We start from the raw sequence: 17,962 nt of genomic DNA, 5'->3' as shown, positions 1-17,962 counted from the left end.
GCCATACGGCTGTCGGGGATCTCGATCCCAGCGATGCGTCCGTCATGCGTCCAGGTCTGAGGGGAGACCTGCCTGAGAGGCACCGGCATGAGACGGACCTGCCCAGGGGCCGGCCACGCACCCACGGTGGCCTTACGTTGGCTTGCCGTACGAAACAAAACGAAAAGGCCCGCGCACGACGGCGCGGGCCTTTCAGAGACCGATCTAGTGGCCGTGGCCGTGACCGTGGCCGTGGCCGCCGGCGGCCGGGGCCTCCTCCTCGGGCTTGTCCACCACGAGGACCTCGGTCGTGAGCAGCATGCCGGCGATGGACGCGGCGTTCTGCACGGCCGAGCGGGTGACCTTGACCGGGTCGATGACGCCCTGCGCCACCAGGTCGCCGTACTCGCCGGTCGCGGCGTTGAAGCCGTGGCCGACGGGCAGCTCGGAGACCTTGTGGGTGACGACGTAGCCCTCGAGGCCCGCGTTCTCGGCGATCCAGCGGGCCGGCTCGGCGAGCGCCCTGCGGACGACACCCACACCAGTGGCCTCGTCACCGGTCAGGCCCAGGTTGTCCAGGTCCTTGGAGACGTGGATCAGCGCGGAGCCACCGCCGGAGACGATGCCCTCCTCGATCGCGGCGCGGGTCGCGGAGATCGCGTCCTCGAGGCGGTGCTTCTTCTCCTTGAGCTCCACCTCGGTGGCCGCGCCGACGCGCAGCACGCAGACGCCGCCCGACAGCTTCGCGAGGCGCTCCTGGAGCTTCTCGCGGTCCCAGTCGGAGTCGGACTGCTCGATGGCGAGCTTGATCTCCTTGACGCGGTCCTCGATCGCCTGCGCGTCGCCGGCGCCGTCCACGATCGTGGTGGCGTCCTTGGTGACGACGATGCGGCGGGCGGTGCCGAGCACCTCGAGGCCGACCTGGTCGAGCTTGAGGCCGATCTCCTCGCTGACGACCTGGCCGTTGGTCAGGATCGCGATGTCCTGCAGCATGGCCTTGCGGCGGTCACCGAAGCCGGGCGCCTTGACGGCGACCGAGGTGAAGGTGCCGCGGATCTTGTTGGTCACCAGGACGGCCAGGGCCTCGCCCTCGACGTCCTCGGCGATGACCAGCAGCTGCTTCTTGGTCTGGGCGACCTTCTCGAGCAGCGGCAGGAAGTCGGCGATGGAGGCGATCTTGCCCTGGTGGATCAGGATGTAGGGGTCCTCGAGGACCGACTCCATCCGCTCCGGGTCGGTGACCATGTAGGCCGACAGGTAACCCTTGTCGAACTGCAGGCCCTCGGTGAACTCGAGCTCCATGCCCATGGCGTTGGACTCTTCGACGGTGATGACACCGTCCTTGCCCACCTTGTCGAACGCCTCGGCGATCAGCTCGCCGATCTTGGCGTCCTGAGCGGAGATCGTCGCGACATTGGCGATCTCCTTCTTGTCCTCGACCGGCCTGGCGGAGGCCAGCAGCTTCTCGCTGACGGCCTTGGCGGCCAGGTCGATGCCGCGCTTGAGCGACAGCGGGGAAGCGCCCGCCGCCACGTTGCGCAGACCCTCGCGGACCATCGCCTGAGCGAGGACGGTCGCGGTGGTGGTGCCGTCACCGGCGACGTCGTTGGTCTTGGTCGCCACTTCCTTGGCGAGCTGCGCGCCGAGGTTCTCGTACGGCGCCTCCAGCTCGACCTCGCGGGCGATGGTGACACCGTCGTTGGTGATCGTCGGCGCACCGAACTTCTTGTCGATGACCACGTTGCGGCCGCGCGGGCCCAGGGTCACCTTCACTGCGTCCGCGAGGGCGTTGACGCCACGCTCGAGAGCGCGCCGTGCGTCCTCTTCGAACTCCAGGATCTTCGGCATGGGAAAGTCCTCTCAGCGTAGAAAGCCCCGGGCACTTGCGGGCCCGGGGCTTTCTCACGGCTTACTTCTCGATGATGGCGAGAACGTCACGGGCGGAGAGCACGAGGTACTCCTCGCCGCCGTACTTGACCTCGGTGCCGCCGTACTTGCTGTAGAGGACGATGTCGCCCTCGCTGACGTCGAGCGGAATCCGCTTGTCGCCGTCCTCGTCCCAGTTGCCGGGGCCCACCGCGAGGACCTTGCCCTCCTGCGGCTTCTCCTTGGCGGTGTCCGGGATGACCAGGCCGGAAGCGGTGGTCTGCTCGGCCTCAAGCGGCTGGACCACAATGCGGTCGCCGAGCGGCTTAACGGGAACCTTAGTGGCGGTCGTCACGATCGGACCTCCCCTTCAGATTTGAATGATCTAGAAGAGGCGACCAGCTGGGCCTGCCGTCGCGGGTGTCAGACCTGCCTCGTCGCACGTTGGCACTCTCGGTATGAGAGTGCCAAAACGAAACAGTATGCAAGCGGGCCCTGCCCGTCAACACGAACCGCTCCGCTCCGCTTAGAGCGTGACGCGGAAGCCGTCGGAGCGGCCCGACAAAAGGCCCGTACGACCCCGTATCCACCCCGCCCACGCGCCGGCCGGGCGCGAACGGCTCGCCGAGCGTGGCCGCCCGCTCCGCCCGGGCCTGCACTAACGTCGTACGGCGTGGACCACGACGCCTTCCTCGCCCTCCTGACGCCCCGCGGGCAGCGAGCCCTCGCCGAAGCCGTCGAGCTGATGGGCGCCGACCCCGTCGTGGCCGCGACCCGCATGCGCAAGAGCCACGACGCCGCCCTCACCTCGGCCGCCCTCACCCAGGCCACGCTCCGCGAACGGGCCGTGGCGAAGTTCGGCGACGACGCGGCCTCGATGTACTTCACCTCTCACGGCGTCGAGCAGGCCACCCGCCGCGAGGTCGCCGAGCACCGCGCCGCCCGCTTCCGCCCCGGACAGCGCGTCATCGACGTGTGCTGCGGCATCGGCGGTGACCTGATCGCCCTGGCCAGAGCCGGCTGCCAGGTCGACGCCGTCGACGCCGACCCGCTGACGGTCGCCGTCGCGCGCGCCAACATCGACGCGCTGGGGCTGTCAGACCTGGCCACCGTCCGTACGGCCGACGCCGCGACCGTGGACCCCTCCGGCTACGACGTCCTGTTCGCCGATCCCGCCCGCCGTACGGCCAGGGGCAGGACCTTCGATCCCAACGCCTACTCGCCGCCGTGGCCCGTGGTCCTCGACCTGCTCGGCAGGGCTCCAGCCGCCTGCCTCAAGGTGGCGCCCGGCATCCCGTACGAGTTCATCCCCGAGGGCGCCGAGGCGGAGTGGGTCTCCCACAGGGGAGAGGTCAAGGAGGCCGTCGTCTGGACCGGCCGCCTCTCGGGCGGCGCGGGCCTCAGGAGGGCGACGCTCCTGCCTGGCGGGAGCACGCTCACCCCCACGGGCGCCGAGGCCCGTGTCGGCCCGCTGGGGCGCTTCGTCTACGAACCCGACGGCGCGGCCATCCGCGCCCACCTGGTGGCCGAGGTGGCAGAAAGGGTCGGCGGGCGCCTCGCCGACCCGCTGATCGCCTACATCACCGGCGACGATCCGCTCGACACCGAATGGGCCTCCAGGTACGAGGTGCACGAAGCCATGCCGTTTTCCGTCAAACGCCTGCGAGCCGCCCTCCGCGCACGCCAGGTCGGAAATGCGACTATCAAGAAACGCGCCTCCGCGGTCGACATCGAGCGTTTGCGGCGTGACCTGCGACTTTCCGGTGACAAATCCGCGGTCGTCATTCTGACCAGGATTATGGACCGCCCTTCCGCACTCATCTGTACCCCCTCTCGACCTGCGTAAATGACAAATCGGGGCGATACATCTATAACCACGATCTTTTAAAGTCAGCCCCGAAGGATCTTGATCGAGCTACTAGGGTGGCCGGGCGGGAGTTCTCCCCTAACGAATCTGAAAACCACACCGCTGCGCGGCAGACCGTCGGCGAGTGAAGGAGCTTTCGGTGGATCACTCCAACCACACCACCCTTCTCCAGGCAGGCAGCCAGACCGCCATCTCCGACAGGATGCGCGAGCTGCTCGCGCGTGCCGCCCAGGACCACGTCTACGAACAGCGCACCCAGGGCGCCGTGCTCGACGAGATCCGCCAGCGGCTTGAGGGCATGGAGTGGCTGCTGCGCGAGGTGCGCGAGCGCGAGCTCGGCGGCCTCAGCGGCACGCTCGAGACGGTGAGCGGCCGCCTGGACGACATCACCACCAGACCACCGTCCTGGGCCGAGGGCCTGGCCCAGCACGTCGAGGCGGTGCGCGACCACGTCGACGCCGTCGGCGAGCAGGTCGGCAACGTCGACGCGCGCGTCGAGTCGGTCAGCGAGCGGGTCAAGCCGGTGATCGAGCTGCCCAGCCTCTGGGCCGACGTGGGCACCGTGAGCGAGAGCGTCGACGAGGCGCTCAACCGGCTCCAGTCGGTCATCGAGAGCAGCGAGGGCATCTCCCAGCGCCTGGGCGACTTCGCGGGCAAGCTGAGCCAGCTCAACGCGAGCATGGAGGCCGCGGCCAACCGCTTCACCAGGCTCGACAAGTCGATGGCCGAGCTGACCGCCCGCACCGACCGCATCGAGACCGGGGTGAGCGCGCTGCCCGGGGCCCTCGACGCCAAGCTCAAGACCGTCGACGAGGCCATGACCGCCTCCACCGAGCTGCTGTCCGCCTCGATCGAGGAGGTCGGCGCCAAGCTCGGCGACACCGAGAGCCGGCTCGCGGGCCGGCTCGACGGCCTTGACAGCAGGGTCGACCGGGTCGACGGCCGCCTCATCGCCGTCGACGCCAGGCTCAACAGCGTCGACGGCCGCATCGAGACGGCCGATGGGTGCCTGGCCGACATCGACACCCGCCTCGACGGCGTCGACGGCCGCCTCGGCGGGCTCGACTCCCGCCTGGCCGGCCTCGACCAGCGGCTCGGCAGCGTCGACGGCCACCTCGGCCGGCACGACGATCGCTTCGACGGGCTCGACGGGCGCATCGACGGCCGCTTCACCGCGCTCGACGAGCGCATGGCGGGCACCGGCAGCCAGCTCAGCGAGACCGCCACCCGTGTCGAGGGCCGCTTCAACGACCTGGGCACCCACCTCGACATGCTCGAGGAGCGCCTGTCGGAGGTCGAGGAGCGCATCGTCACCCGCTTCGACGGCGTCGACGCCACGCTCACCGGCATGTCCACCACCGCCGACAAGGCCAATGAGCACCTCGAGGCCATCGACGACCGCGTGGAGGCCGTCAACCAGCGCGTCGGCCAGCTGCCCGTCACGCTGAGCATCAGCGAGCGCGTCGGCGAGCTGCTCGACACCCAGACGATCGCGCACGTCAAGCGCCTCGACGCCATCGACGAGCGGCTGACCGCCGCGGCGGCCGCTCTCGCCGACGCCGTCGCGGCCCGTCCCGACCGCGCCGAGCTGGCCGAGAGCGTCACCGGCATCGTCGAGCCCGCCACCACCGACCTCACCAAGCGGCTCGGAGCGCTGGAGGAGACCATGCTCGCCCTGGCCGAGGCGCTCCTGCGCCCCAGCCGCAACCCGAAGGACTAACCCCGAAGGGCCACCGCGCCCTGGAGAAGCGACCGCGATCCGGGGCGCCAACCTGGCTGTGAGTGGCTGGCCTGGATTGAGGGGCCGCCCTGGATCTCGGGGGTCGGCCTGAATTCGGGGGCGGGCCACTATCCGACGGAGAGGCCGCGCCCCAGAGGACCGGCCGCGACAAAGAAGAGGCTGTGGTCCAAGACGCGGCCGCGCTTCAAAGGGACCGTCTCCACCGGCGATCCGGGTCTGCTGCGCTCCGACGCGGCCGCGAGCCTGGCCACCCATCGCGTCGTCTGGGCGGCGGAGCGCGCCCGCCTGTCGGGCACGGTGGTCACCCTCTGAGGCACCACCGCACCCGAAAAAAGCCCGTCAGGAAGCGCCCCGCGTCAGCGGCTCAGGCGGAGGGTGACCAGTTCGAACGGCCGCAGCGCCAGGGCCACCGTGTTCCCCTCGCGCCGCGGCTGCGCGAGGGGCCGCTCCAGCAGGTCCGTCGCCGAGACGCCGGTGACGGGGAAGCCCGCGGTCAGCGTCGCCCTGGCCCTGCCGCCGTGCGCCTCGTGGAAGCGCACGATCACGTCGCCGCTCCCGTCGTCGGCCAGCTTGACGGCCGTCACGACGACCGCGTCGTTGTCGATCGTGACCAGCGGGGGGACCTCGGCGGCGCCGGGGACCCGCCGTTCGGGCAGGTTGACGAAGTAGCCCTCGCGGACCGCGTCGCCGATCGTCGCGCCGGGCACGAGCGCGTGGTGGAAGCGGTGCACGCCCTGGTCGGTCTCGGGGTCGGGGAAGCGCGGTGCGCGCAGCAGCGAGATCCTGAGCGTGGTGGTCGTGCCGGAGTCCTCGGCGCGGACCGTGCGCGTCACGTCGTGGCCGTAGGTCGAGTCGGTGACCAGCGCCACGCCCCAGCCGGGCTCCTCCATGTGCACGAAGCGGTGGTTGCACGCCTCGAACTTGGCGGCCTCCCAGCTCGTGTTGGTGTGGGTGGCGCGGTGGGCGTGGCCGTACTGGCTCTCCGAGGCGTAGCGCTCGGCGTGCACGTCGAGGGGGAAGGCCAGCTTGAGGAACTTCTCGGTCTCGTGCCAGTCGACCTCGGTCCTGATGTCGAGTCGTTTGCCGCTCAGGCTGAGCGACTGCACGGCCTTCGAGCTCCCGAAGGAGCGGACGACGCGGACCGAGCCCGGCTCGTCGCCGGGGGCGACCTCGTCGGCGTCCACGAGGTCGGTGACCGTGTTGCGGTAGAACTCGTCGACGTCCCAGGCGTCCCACATGTTGGGGAAGTCGGGGTGGATCTGCAGGAGGTTGGCCGCCCTGCCGGGAGCGACGGTCTCCCGCTCGGCCGCCAGGTCGTACGCCGACCTGACCAGGCCGTGCTCGTCGATCTCCACGCGGAGCAGGCCGTTGTCGAGCACGTAGCCGCCCCCGTCGCGAGGACGGAGGTCCGTGGCGCGCTCGGCGACGGCGGCCGAGGCGCCGCCCGCCGCGACGCCGTGGCGGGCGTGCGGGGCGGCGTTGAACACGAGCTGTCCGCCGGAGGAGGGGTCACCGGCCAGTGCGCGCTGCGCGGCGTCGATGACGCCGCCCAGCTCCGCCGCCACGGCCGCGTACGTCCTCTCGGCCTCGCGGTGCACCCAGGCGATGGACGAGCCGGGCAGGATGTCGTGGAACTGGTGCAGCAGCACCGTCTTCCAGATGCGGTCGAGCTGCTCGTAGGGGTAGGGGTGGCCGGTCCTGACGGCGGCGGTCGCGGCCCACAGCTCGGCCTCGCGCAGCAGCGACTCGCTGCGCCTGTTGCCCTGCTTGGTCTTGGCCTGGCTGGTGAGCGTGGCCCGGTGCAGCTCGAGGTAGAGCTCGCCGACCCACACGGGCGGGTTGGGGTACTCCGCCTCGGCCTTGGCGAAGAAGTCGGCGGGCGTCTCCCACGTGACGGTGGCCGAGCCCTCCAGGTCGCGCAGCCTGGCCGCCTTGGCGACCATCTCGCGGGTGGTGCCGCCGCCTCCGTCGCCCCAGCCGGTGGGTGCGAGGGAGTGCCGCGCGACGCCCTTGTCCTTGAAGTTGCGCGCCGCGTGGGCGATCTCGCTGCCCTTCATCGAGCAGTTGTAGGTGTCGACGGGCGGGAAGTGGGTGAAGATCCTGGTGCCGTCGATGCCCTCCCAGAGGAAGGTGTGGTGCGGGAACTTGTTGGTCTGGCTCCACGAGATCTTCTGGGTGAGCAGCCGCTTCGCTCCCGCGGCCTTGATGATCTGGGGCAGTCCGGCCGCGAAGCCGAACGTGTCGGGCAGCCACACCTCGTCGTTCTCGATGCCGAACTCGTCCAGGAAGAACCGCTTGCCGTGCACGAACTGCCTGGCCATCGCCTCGGAGCCGGGCATGTTCGTGTCGGACTCCACCCACATGCCGCCCGTCGGCACGAACCGCCCCGCGGCCACCGCCTTGGTCACCCTGGCCCAGACCTCGGGCCGGTGCTCCTTGACCCAGGCCCACTGCTGGGCCTGTGACATGGCGAAGACGAAGTCCGGCTCGTCCTCCAGCAGCGCGGTCATGTTGGACGTGGTGCGGGCCACCTTGCGGACGGTCTCGCGGAGCGGCCACAGCCAGGCCGAGTCGATGTGCGCGTGGCCGACGGCGCTGATGCGGTGCGCGGAGGGCTCCGCGGGCGTGGCCAGGACACCGGCGAGGTGCTCGCGGGCGGCGGCCGCGGTGCCGTTCACGTCCTGCAGGTCGACCGCGTCGAGCGCCCGCTCCACCGCGCGCAGGATCTCCCAGCGGCGCGCGCCCTCGACCGGCAGCTCGCGCATGAGCTCGCCCAGCACCTCCAGGTCGATCACCAGCTGCCACACGACCTCGTCGAAGACCGCCAGGTCCATGCGGGCCAGCCGGTACTGCGGCTCGGTGCCCGCCGTCTCCTTGTCGCCGAGCTTGGTCGGCAGGAAAGGGTGGTAGTCGAGGATGACGGGGTTGGACGCGGCCTCGACGTGCAGCCGCACCTCTTCCCCGCCCTCGACCGGCGCGCCCACGCGGACCCACTGGTTGCGCGGGTTGAGCCCCTTCACCGGGGTGCCGTCGGGACGGTAGACGAGCCCCTCGCACTGGAAGCCTGGCATGTTCTCGTCGAACCCGAGATCGAGGATCGCCTCGACGCTTCTGCCGGCCCACTCCACGGGCACCGTGCCCGTCACGGTGAACCAGCTGGTGCCCCAGGGAGCGCCCCACCTGTCGCCGACCGCGATCGGCTCGGGCACGGCCGCCAGCCCCTCGGCCACCGGCACCGGCTCGCCCGGCGCGTGCCAGACGGTCACCTCCAGCGGCACGGCCTCGGGGTACACGGCCGGGCGGATGCGCTCGTCGAGGACGCGCTTGAGACGGGCTTCGACCAGATTGCGGTCGTCATGCATCGAAGGACTCCCTGGTGATGTGAACGATCAACCCTTGATCGCGCCTTCCTCGACGCCCCTGAAGAAGAACCGCTGGAGTGCGGCGAACACGATCACGATCGGCAGGAAGGAGATCATCGTGCCGGCCGCGATGAGCCGGGGGTTGGCGCTGAACGTGCCGTTGAGGTACTGCAGGCCGACGGTGAGGGTGTAGTTCTCCGGATTGGTGAGGACGATCAGCGGCCACAGGAAATCATCCCAGGCGCCGATGAAGGCGAAGATCGTGATGACGCTGAGCATGCCGCGCACGTTCGGCAGCCCGATGTGGCGCAGCCGCTGCCAGGCCGTCGCGCCGTCGATGATGGCGGCCTCGTCCATCTCGGGGGGGATCGCCTGGAACGCCGTACGCATCAACAGCACGTTAAGCATCCCGATGGCGCCGGGCAATGCCACGCCCACAAGGGTGTCGGCCAGGCCGAGGCCGCGGACGGTGACGTACTGCGAGATGATCGTCACCTCGCCCGGCAACACGAGCGTGGCCAGGAACAGGCCCATCAGCAGCTTCGCGCCCCTGAAACGGAGCTTGGCCAGGGCGTATCCCGCGATGGTGGCGCCGACGGCGTTCCCCGCGACCACGATGACGGCCACGACGAGCGAGTTGGCGGCGTAGGACCAGACGGGGATGGTCTCGGCCACCTTGACGTAGTTGTCGAGCGTCGGGTGCTCGGGCAGGAAGGTCGGCGTCTGCGCGTAGATGTCCTCGTCCAGGCTCTTGAGCGAGGTGGACAGCTGCCAGAGGAACGGCGAGACGGTGATCGCCAGCACGACCAGGAGCAGCGTGTAGCGCAGCACCTTCTCGCCCGTGGTGATCGTGTTGAAGCCGCTGTGGCGCGCGGACTTGGCGTGTGCCGCCACCTCAGGCCGCCTTCCTGTTGAGCCGCAGGAGCAGGAGCATCGGGCCGATCGTGACGACGAGCAGGACGATGCTGAGCGCGGAGGCGTAGCCGAGATGGCCGGTGAAGCCCCGGCTGTACATCTGGATCAGCATCACGACCGACATGTCCCGGCCGCCAGGCCCTCCCGTGCCGTTGGAGAGCACGTACAGCTCGGAGAAGACCCTGAGGGCCGAGACCGACACCAGTACCGAGACCAGCAGCATCGTGTTGCGCACGCCAGGCACGGTGACGCTCCAGAACCTGCGCACGGGACCGGCGCCGTCGACCGCCGCCGCCTCGTGGAGTTCGCGCCTGACGTTCCCGAGGGCCGACAGATAGATGATCATGTAGTACCCGAGCCCCTTCCAGACGGTCAGGCTGATCGCGCTGAAGAGCAGCAGCCAGCGGTCGGTCAGGAAGGGGATCGGCGCGGCGATGACGCCGAGCCACTGGGCGAAGCCGTTCACCAGGCCGCGGTCGTTCAGCATCCAGCCCCAGATCAGCGCGACCACGACGGCCGAGGCAACGACAGGGGTGTAGAAGGCGGTGCGGAAGAACATGATGCCGGGCAGCTTCTTCTCCACCAGAACCGCGATCAGCAGCGGCAGCATCGTGAGCAGCGGCAGGCAGACCACCATGAACACGATGCTGTTGAGCAGCGCGTCGGCGAGTTGATCGTCGTTCAGCACCCGCGTGAAGTTCGCCAGGCCGGTGAAGCGCCCGCCGCCCAGCGGCTTGGCGTTCGTGAACGCCAGGACCACCGTGTTGATCGACGGCCAGATGTTGAACACGAACAGCCAGACCGCGGCGGGCGCCACCAACAGCCATGGAGTGAACCAGCGCCGATGGGTCATCAGTTCTGGAGGAGTTCGTCGCACTTGGCCACAGCGGCGTCGAGGGCCTCCTTGGAGGTGATCTCGCCGCTGATCGCGAGCGCGAACTGCTGCCTGATGAACTTGCTCATCGCGTCGGTGACCTCGACCGGCTGGAGCATCTTGGCCTGGGCGAGCGAGGCGAAGGCGATGACCTTGGCCTCACTGGCGTTGGTGCCGTCGCTCTTGCTGAAGAACGGGTCGTTCGCCGAGGCCTTGGTGCTCGGGAAGATGCTCACCAGGTGGGCGAAGGCCGCCTGGTTCTCGGGGCTGGTCACCCAGCGGGCCAGGGCGATCGCGGCGGGGGCGTTCTGGGTCTTCTTGGAGACCGACAGGCCCTGCACGTACAGCGGCGGCGTGCCCATCGCGGTCGACGGCACCACCTTGGGGGCGAGCGTCGGGTTGTCGGTGGCCAGGCTGGTGATGTGGTTGGCGCCGGCGGTCGTCCAGGCCACGGTGCCCTCGTTGAACAGCTTGGCGTTGCCCGCGTAGGTGTCGGTCAGCACGTCGCGGGGCAGCAGGCCCTCCTTGAAGGCGTCGCGGTACTTGTCGAGCAGCGCGGCGGCCTCGGGGGTGTTGAAGGTGAAGCTCTTGCCGTCGTCCGCCATGAGCTTCACTCCTTCCTTGAACAGGTCGCCCAGCTCGGGCCTGCGGCTCATCAGGTAGACCTTGCCGCCCGACTTCTCCTTGAGGATCCTGGCCTGGGCGACGAGCTCGTCGAAGGTGGTCGGCGGCTTCTTCGGGTCGAGGCCGTACTTGGTCATCAGCTCGGAGTTCCAGTAGTTGACGTCCGTGTTGAGGTACCACGGGTACCCGTAGACGCCCTGGAAGCCGGCGAACCTGTAGGCGTCGATGCCGCCCGCGACGTACTCGTCGGCGAGCTTCTGGTCGGTCTGGGAGACGTCGAGCAGCAGGCCCTGCTTCACCAGGGGGAGCGCGAAGTCGGGCGGCAGGTTGGTGACGTCGGGCAGGGTGCCGCCGGCGGCCTGGCTCAGCACCTTCTCGGAGTAGCCGTCGCCGGGCTGGTCGAGCCACTCGACCTCGACGCCCGGGTGCTTCTTCTCGAAGGCGTCGATGACGCCCTGCATGTAGTCGGTGAACTTCGGCTTCAGCGCCCACGTCTGCAGGCTGACCTTGCCCTTCACCTCCCCCGAGGCGTTCGCGCTCGGCGCCGCGGCCTCAGGCTCCTCCGCGCCCAGCCCGCAGCCCCCGGCTACCATCGTGGCCACGACGGCCAGTCCTGCCCAGTACCTTCGCATGACGCTCTCCTTCGGCACTAAACCGCTCTAGTTGCGGGACTATCCACCGGGCTAGACTCCCGTGTCAATAGTTGAGATGAACTCGTGAAGGAGCCAGCCGTGGGCCGTCCGACGATCGCCGACATCGCGGAGCGGGTCGGGGTGTCCAAGGGCGCGGTGTCGTTCGCGCTGAACGGGCGCCCAGGGGTGGGCGAGGCGACCAGGGCCCGCATCCTCCAGATGGCCAAGGAGATGAACTGGCGTCCGCACAGCGCCGCCAGGGCGCTGGGCGGCGCGCGGGCTGAGGCGGTCGGCCTGGTGATCGCCAGGCCGGCCAGCACGCTGGGCGTGGAGCCGTTCTTCGCGCAGCTGCTCTCGGGCCTGCAGGCCGGTCTGTCGGCGCAGTCGGTGGCAATGCACCTGCTGATCGTCGAGGACGTCGAGGCGGAGACGGAGATCTACCGCGACTGGGCCTCGGCGCACCGGGTCGACGGGTTCATCGTGGTCGACCTCAAGGTCCGCGACCCCCGGATCGAGGTGCTCGAGGAGCTGGGCGTGCCGACCGTGGTGCTGGGCGGCCCCGGCAGGCACGGCTCGCTGTCCAGCGTGTGGGCCGACGACAGGGAGGCGATGCTGTCGATCGTCGAGTACCTGGCGGCGCTCGGCCACCGGCGCATCGCCCACGTCGCCGGGCTGCCCGCGTTCCGGCACACCCAGCGCCGCATGCGCGCGCTGCGCGACTCCACCCGGCGGCTCGCGCTGGCCGACGCGGTGTCGGTGGCGACCGACTTCAGCGACTCCGAGGGCGCGGCCGCCACCAGGACGCTGCTGTCGCGCGGCACCAGGCCGACCGCCATCGTCTACGACAGCGACGTGATGGCGCTCGCCGGGCTGGGCGTCGCGGGCGAGATGGGCGTGCGGGTGCCCGACGAGCTGTCGATCGTGGCCTTCGACGACTCGGTGCTGACCCGCATCGCGCACCCCGCGATCACCGCGCTCTCGCGCGACACCTTCGCGCTGGGCGGCCAGGTCGCCGAGGTCATGCTGGCGTTGATCGCCGATCCCGAGGCCCGCCAGGACCTCAAGACGGCCACTCCCCGTCTGGTCGTCAGGCGCAGCACCGCGGCCCCAGGGACTTGGCAGGACGACTAAAGCGGTTTAGGGTCCGGGGAGATCGACTCACCGCTCGGAGGACGCGTGCCCCTGTCCCACCCCATCCGTTTCGGCGCCAACTACGTGCCTCCGGCAGGCTGGTTCTACAGCTGGCTCGACCCCTCGCCCGACGCCACCCGCCGCGACTTCGAGGACCTCGCGGGCATCGGGCTCGACCACGTCAGGGTGTTCCCGATCTGGCCGTGGATCCAGCCCAACCGCACGCTGATCAGGCAGCGCGGGATCGACGACCTGCTCGAACTGATCGACATCGCCGCCGAGTTCGACCTGTCCGTCGCCGTGGACCTGCTGCAGGGGCACCTGTCGAGCTTCGACTTCCTGCCGTCGTGGGTGCTGACCTGGCACGAGCGCAGCCTCTTCACCGACCCGGCCGTCCGCGACGGCATCGCCGTCTACGCCGACCGGCTCACCCGCGCCGTCGCCGAGCGCGACAACGTGTTCGCCGTCACGCTCGGCAACGAGGTCAACAACCTCTACCCGGCCAACCCGACCACGCCCGAGGCGTCCGCCCGCTGGGCGGCCGAGCTGATCGACGTGGTCCGCGCCGCCGCGCCCGGCCTGCTGGCCCTGCACTCGCTCTACGACGCCACCTGGTACGACCCGGCCCACCCCTTCCACCCGGCCGACAATGTCGACCTCGGCGACCTGACGACGGTCCACTCGTGGGTGTTCAACGGCGTCTCCGCCATCGACGGCCCGCTCGGGCCGGCCACCGTCACGCATGCCGACTACCTCGTCGAGCTGGCCGCCGCCACCTCGCTCGACCCGGCTCGCCCGGTCTGGTTGCAGGAGGTCGGCGCTCCCAGGCCGGACATCTCCGCGGCCGACGCCCCCGAGTTCGTCCGCGGTCTGCTCGACACCGTCACCACAAACCCCGCCCTGTGGGGCGTCACCTGGTGGTGCTCCCACGATCTCGACCGCGCGCTGGCCGACTTCCCCGACCGGGAGTACGACCTCGGCCTGTTCACCGTCGACCACCGGGCCAAGCCCGCGGCCGAGGAGCTGGCGGCGGTCATCAAGGAGCGCCGCCGTCCCGTCGTGAACAGGCCCGCGCTGGTGTGCGACGTCGACCTGAGGTCCGAGCCGGAGCGCAGGGCCGAGGTCGCGCCCGGCAGCGCCTTCCACACCGAGTGGGTACGGCTGCGCCGGTCCGGCCCGCTGGCCATCGTCACCGCCGGCCGCGCCGCCGACACCGGCCATCTCACAGCTCGGGGGATCACCACCGTCCTCACCACCCAGGCATGAGTGAAGGAGACCAGATGCGAAGGAAGCTGTTACCCCTGCTGTGCGGGGTGCTCACCGTGACGGCCCTCGTCGCCACCCCCGCGCAGGCCGTACCCAAGAAGGCCGCCGCCGGAGGCGACCAGCCCTACGCCTCCTACTGGCACCCGAACACGATCCTCGACTGGAACCCGGCGACCGACGCCGACGCCCGCTTCAACCGCTCGCGCGTCCCGCTGCGGCCGCGCGCGAGTGACCCCGCGCTGAAGGCGAACGCGAACGCCCGCGCGGGCGAGGGCCGCGTCGCCTCGCTGGTGTCGTTCGCCCCCACCTCGGCCAACCCCTCCCAGGGCGCCCTCGACCCGAACTACTACGCCTTCACCCACTGGCAGTACGTCGACACCCTGGTGTTCTGGGGCGGCTCGGCGAGCGAGGGCCTGATCCTCGCCCCCAACGCCACCGTGATCGACGCCGCCCACCGCAACGGCGTCAAGGTCTACGGCACCGTCTTCTTCCCGCCCACGGCGTACGGCGGGCAGATCCAGTGGGTCCACGACTTCGTCAAGAAGTCGGGCTCCTCCTACCCCGTCGCCGACAAGCTCGTCGAGGTCGCCCAGCACTACGGCTTCGACGGCTGGTTCATCAACCAGGAGACGGCCGGCGGCGACGCCGCGCTGGCGACCGAGCTGCGCTCGCTGATGAAGTACGCCAGGGCCAAGGGCCCCGTCGAGTTCATGTGGTACGACGCCATGACCGAGAGCGGCTCAATCTCCTGGCAGGACGCGCTCACCACGGCCAACGACGCCTTCCTGTCCGACCCCGCCAGGGTGTCCGACTCGATGTTCCTCGACTTCGGCTGGAGCGCGGGCAAGCTGCAGTCCTCCCGCGACCTGGCCCGCTCGCTCGGCCGCGACGAGCACGAGCTGTACGCCGGCATCGACACCGAGGCCAACGGCTACAACAGCAGCGTGCCGTGGGACGCGGTGTTCCCCTCGGGGCAGCCGCACGTCACCTCGCTGGGCATCTACCGCCCCGAGTGGACCTGGAAGTCGTCGACGAGCCCCGCCGACTTCCGCGCCAAGGACTCCCGCTACTGGGTGGGCGCCAACGCCGACCCGTCGAACACCTCGACCTCGTCGGCGTGGAAGGGCCTGGCCCACTACATCGCGGAGTCGACCCCCGTCACCGCGAAGCCGTTCGTGACCGGCTTCAACACCGGGCACGGCGACTTCTACAACGTCGGCGGCGTCCGCGTGCGCGACGGCGGCTGGAACAACCTGTCGGTCCAGGACGTGCCGCCCACCTATCAGTGGATCGTGTCGTCCACCGGCAGCAGGCTGACGCCCTCGATCGACTACGCCGACGCCTACGAGGGCGGCTCGTCGCTGCGCCTCACCGGCCGCCTCGACGCCGTCAACACGGTGCGGCTCTACCAGACCCGCCTGCCGGTGGCCGCCGACACCAAACTGTCCGTCGTGGTCAAGACGCCCGCCGCGGGCGCCACGAACCTGAAGGCGGCGGTCGCGTTCACCGACGCGCCGACCACCTTCACCACGCTGGACCTCGGCTCCACCAGCGGCACGGGCTGGGAGCGCAAGACCCTCGACCTGTCCGCCCACGCGGGCAAGACCATCGCGCAGCTCGGCCTGCAGGCCGCCGGCTCCTCCGCCTCCTACGACATCAGAGTGGGCCAGCTGGCCGTCTACGACGGCGCGGTCGACACCGTCGCCGCTCCGACGGGGCTGACCGTGCTCGGCGCCACCGACGTGTCCGCCACCCGCAAGTCGCTCCGCCTGGCCTGGACGACCGCCGGGCCGGCCCACCACTACGACGTGTACCGCCGCAACCCGGACGGCACCCGCACCTACCTGGGCGCCACGCCGAACGACGCCTACTTCGTTCCGCGGGTCGACAGGGTCGGCACCGAGACCACCACGACGATCGAGGTGGAGGCGGTCGGCGCCGAGTACGGCCGCTCGGCCCCCGCGACGACCACGATCTCCTGGTCGGGCACCCCGCCGACCGACGCCAACCTGGCGCTCAACCGCCCCGCCACCGCCTCCAGCCAGTGCAACGCGAACGAGGGGCCCGCCAAGGCCGTCAACGGCAGCGTGACGGGCGGCAACACCGACAAGTGGTGCGCGGTGACCGCGACCAAGTGGATGGAGGTCGATCTCGGTTCGGCCAGGCAGCTCAGCAGGTTCGTCGTCAAGCACGCCCAGGCGGGCGGGGAGTCGGCCGGCTGGAACACCCGTGACTTCACGATCCAGGTGCGCGCCGCCGCGTCCGATCCCTGGACCACGGCCGTGACCGTCACCGGCAACACCGCGGCCACGACCACGCACCCCGTCACGGCCACGGCCCGCCACGTCCGTCTGACGATCACCAAACCCACCCAGAACTCCGACCCCGCCGCCCGCATCTACGAATTCGAAGCCTGGGGCGCCACCCCGTAGCCGCCCTTGATCAGGGAAGGCCGGCGCAGTGGACCGCGCCGGCCTTCCCCGCGACATTGACCCTGGCGTCGCCACCCCTGATCATCGACGATGTGCCCCCGCGCCCAGCCGTCGCCGCGGCCTCGCTGATCGCCCTCACGCTCGTCAGCGCCTGCGGCGACCAGCCCTCCGTCGAACGTGTCTCGCTCGACTTACCCGTGTCATCCCCTGAGTCGAGCGCGACCTGGTCGCCCTTTCCGTCCGGGTCGCCTACCCCGCCTCCCCGGCTCGCGACGACGCTCACCTCCCCTGCCGTTCCGCCGTCATCCCCAGCGGATCTCCCACCGCCACAGCCCATGACGACGCGCCCCGCGCTGTCCCCGACGGGCCCGCCTCGCTTCGTCGTGACGGCGCGGGTGCCGATCGCCTACTTTCCGGAGAACTCCAAGACGGCGATCCAGACCCCGGTGCCGCCCGCCGTCCACGACGCCACGACCGGGGCCTTCATCGCCGACATCCGGCTGCCGGAGGGCGTGCGAAGTTCGTGGCAGCTCGTCGCCGCCGCACCCGACAACCGCACCTTCCTGCTCTCCGGATGGACCGGCCCGCACTCTGCTCTCCGGTTCTTCCGCGTCCGCCTGTCCGAGGACGGCCGGCCCGGGGAGCCCGAGCTCGTGCCGGGCTTCGAGGGCGAGGGGAACAACCCCGGCACCGCCCTCGCCCTGAGCCCCGACGCCACCAGGCTCGCCCACGCCGCTCCCGTCCTGGGAGGAGGAGCGAAGGTGACGGTGGTCGAGCTCGCCACCGGAGCGCGCCGCGACTGGACCACGCGGGCGTTCTCCATGGTGCTCGGCTTGGCCTGGGCGCCGGACGGGCAGCGGCTCGCGCTCGTGGCGGGCGGCCGGGAGGTGAGCGTCCTCGACACGACCCTGCCAGGGTCCGACCTGCTCGCCGCGACCCGCCTCGTGAAGCCACGCAAGGGGCTCCATCTACTCGAATCGGTGGCCTTCACTCCCGAAGGCGACGCGCTCGTCTACTCGGCGAACCACACCATCGAACGCCTCCCCCTTCATGAAGGAGCCGCGCCGGAGGTCCTGGCGAAGGTCACGCTGCCCCGTGACGCGTCGCTGGGCCTCCGGTTCAGTCTCGACGGCACCGGCAGATACCTGCTCCACACCCACGGCTGGCGCTTCCACCGGGTGGACCTGCACGACGGTTCGACCACCTCGATGCCGATCGAGGTCGCCGCCCATCCGGGCGAGGGCATGCTGCCCACCGCCGCCTGGTGATCGCG

Annotated in this window: 13 protein-coding genes; 6 read left to right on the top strand and 7 right to left on the bottom strand. The window is 70.3% G+C overall.

All coding sequences use genetic code 11. From position 1 onward, the window contains the following. Positions 1–204: 204 nt before the first annotated feature. Positions 205–1,827: a chaperonin GroEL gene (gene groL, locus H4W81_RS40635; protein WP_192779646.1), complete on the bottom strand. Its 1,623-nt coding sequence runs from the start codon at positions 1,825–1,827 to the stop codon at positions 205–207. A gap of 61 nt (positions 1,828–1,888) precedes the next feature. Continuing rightward, a complete protein-coding gene (gene groES / locus H4W81_RS40630; RefSeq protein WP_043623565.1) occupies positions 1,889–2,200 on the bottom strand; it encodes a co-chaperone GroES in 312 nt (103 codons plus the stop codon). A gap of 318 nt (positions 2,201–2,518) precedes the next feature. Here groES and H4W81_RS40625 point away from each other — a divergent pair, with 318 nt between their 5' ends. Beyond that, positions 2,519–3,691, top strand: a complete 1,173-nt coding sequence (locus tag H4W81_RS40625) for a class I SAM-dependent methyltransferase (RefSeq protein ID WP_318782376.1) — start codon at positions 2,519–2,521, stop codon at positions 3,689–3,691. 160 nt (positions 3,692–3,851) lie between these two features. Next, positions 3,852–5,432, top strand: coding sequence for a coiled-coil domain-containing protein (locus H4W81_RS40620; protein WP_192779645.1), 1,581 nt, complete (start codon positions 3,852–3,854; stop codon positions 5,430–5,432). A 377-nt stretch (positions 5,433–5,809) separates the two neighbouring features. Here H4W81_RS40620 and H4W81_RS40615 read toward each other — a convergent pair whose 3' ends face one another. Genes H4W81_RS40615 through H4W81_RS40600 form a run of 4 tightly spaced genes read right to left on the bottom strand, consistent with a single transcriptional unit; the run spans position 5,810 to position 11,860 of the window. Beyond that, entirely contained in the window at positions 5,810–8,815 is a 3,006-nt protein-coding gene (locus H4W81_RS40615; protein WP_192779644.1) for an alpha-mannosidase, read from the bottom strand. Between the two features lie 27 nt (positions 8,816–8,842). Continuing rightward, entirely contained in the window at positions 8,843–9,709 is an 867-nt protein-coding gene (locus H4W81_RS40610) for a carbohydrate ABC transporter permease (RefSeq protein ID WP_318782374.1), read from the bottom strand. A gap of 1 nt (position 9,710) precedes the next feature. After that, positions 9,711–10,583 (bottom strand): carbohydrate ABC transporter permease, encoded by an 873-nt coding sequence (locus H4W81_RS40605; RefSeq protein ID WP_192779643.1) that lies wholly within the window; start codon positions 10,581–10,583, stop codon positions 9,711–9,713. Beyond that, entirely contained in the window at positions 10,583–11,860 is a 1,278-nt protein-coding gene (locus H4W81_RS40600) for an ABC transporter substrate-binding protein (RefSeq protein ID WP_192779642.1), read from the bottom strand. The genes H4W81_RS40605 and H4W81_RS40600 overlap by 1 nt, the downstream gene beginning before the upstream one ends. 99 nt (positions 11,861–11,959) lie before the next feature. Here H4W81_RS40600 and H4W81_RS40595 point away from each other — a divergent pair, with 99 nt between their 5' ends. Genes H4W81_RS40595 through H4W81_RS40585 form a run of 3 tightly spaced genes read left to right on the top strand, consistent with a single transcriptional unit; the run spans position 11,960 to position 16,689 of the window. Next, entirely contained in the window at positions 11,960–12,991 is a 1,032-nt protein-coding gene (locus H4W81_RS40595) for a LacI family DNA-binding transcriptional regulator (RefSeq protein WP_192779641.1), read from the top strand. A gap of 45 nt (positions 12,992–13,036) precedes the next feature. Then, complete coding sequence (locus H4W81_RS40590; protein WP_192779640.1) at positions 13,037–14,257, top strand: glycoside hydrolase 5 family protein; 1,221 nt, start codon at positions 13,037–13,039, stop codon at positions 14,255–14,257. Positions 14,258–14,271: 14 nt separating this feature from the next. Next, positions 14,272–16,689 (top strand): endo-beta-N-acetylglucosaminidase, encoded by a 2,418-nt coding sequence (locus H4W81_RS40585; protein ID WP_192779639.1) that lies wholly within the window; start codon positions 14,272–14,274, stop codon positions 16,687–16,689. 10 nt (positions 16,690–16,699) lie between these two features. Here H4W81_RS40585 and H4W81_RS40580 read toward each other — a convergent pair whose 3' ends face one another. Continuing rightward, positions 16,700–16,972, bottom strand: coding sequence for a hypothetical protein (locus tag H4W81_RS40580; RefSeq protein ID WP_192779638.1), 273 nt, complete (start codon positions 16,970–16,972; stop codon positions 16,700–16,702). Between the two features lie 52 nt (positions 16,973–17,024). On the opposite strand from H4W81_RS40580, the gene H4W81_RS40575 reads away from it, so the two are divergent. Further along, positions 17,025–17,957, top strand: a complete 933-nt coding sequence (locus H4W81_RS40575; protein ID WP_192779637.1) for a WD40 repeat domain-containing protein — start codon at positions 17,025–17,027, stop codon at positions 17,955–17,957. The last annotated feature ends 5 nt before the right edge of the window (positions 17,958–17,962 follow it).

This window comes from Nonomuraea africana, assembly GCF_014873535.1.
GTDB lineage: Bacteria > Actinomycetota > Actinomycetes > Streptosporangiales > Streptosporangiaceae > Nonomuraea > Nonomuraea africana.
Note: the sequence above shows the minus strand (reverse complement) of the source record. Positions and strands in the feature narration are given on the sequence as shown.

Excerpts from the sequence above, each read along its gene's own strand:
- H4W81_RS40575 (WP_192779637.1), top strand. The coding sequence starts at position 17,025 with ATGACGACGCGCCCCGCGCTGTCCCCGACGGGCCCGCCTCGCTTCGTC.
- groL (WP_192779646.1), bottom strand. The coding sequence starts at position 1,827 with ATGCCGAAGATCCTGGAGTTCGAAGAGGACGCACGGCGCGCTCTCGAG.
- H4W81_RS40605 (WP_192779643.1), bottom strand. The coding sequence starts at position 10,583 with ATGACCCATCGGCGCTGGTTCACTCCATGGCTGTTGGTGGCGCCCGCC.
- H4W81_RS40615 (WP_192779644.1), bottom strand. The coding sequence starts at position 8,815 with ATGCATGACGACCGCAATCTGGTCGAAGCCCGTCTCAAGCGCGTCCTC.
- H4W81_RS40600 (WP_192779642.1), bottom strand. The coding sequence starts at position 11,860 with ATGCGAAGGTACTGGGCAGGACTGGCCGTCGTGGCCACGATGGTAGCC.
- H4W81_RS40585 (WP_192779639.1), top strand. The coding sequence starts at position 14,272 with ATGCGAAGGAAGCTGTTACCCCTGCTGTGCGGGGTGCTCACCGTGACG.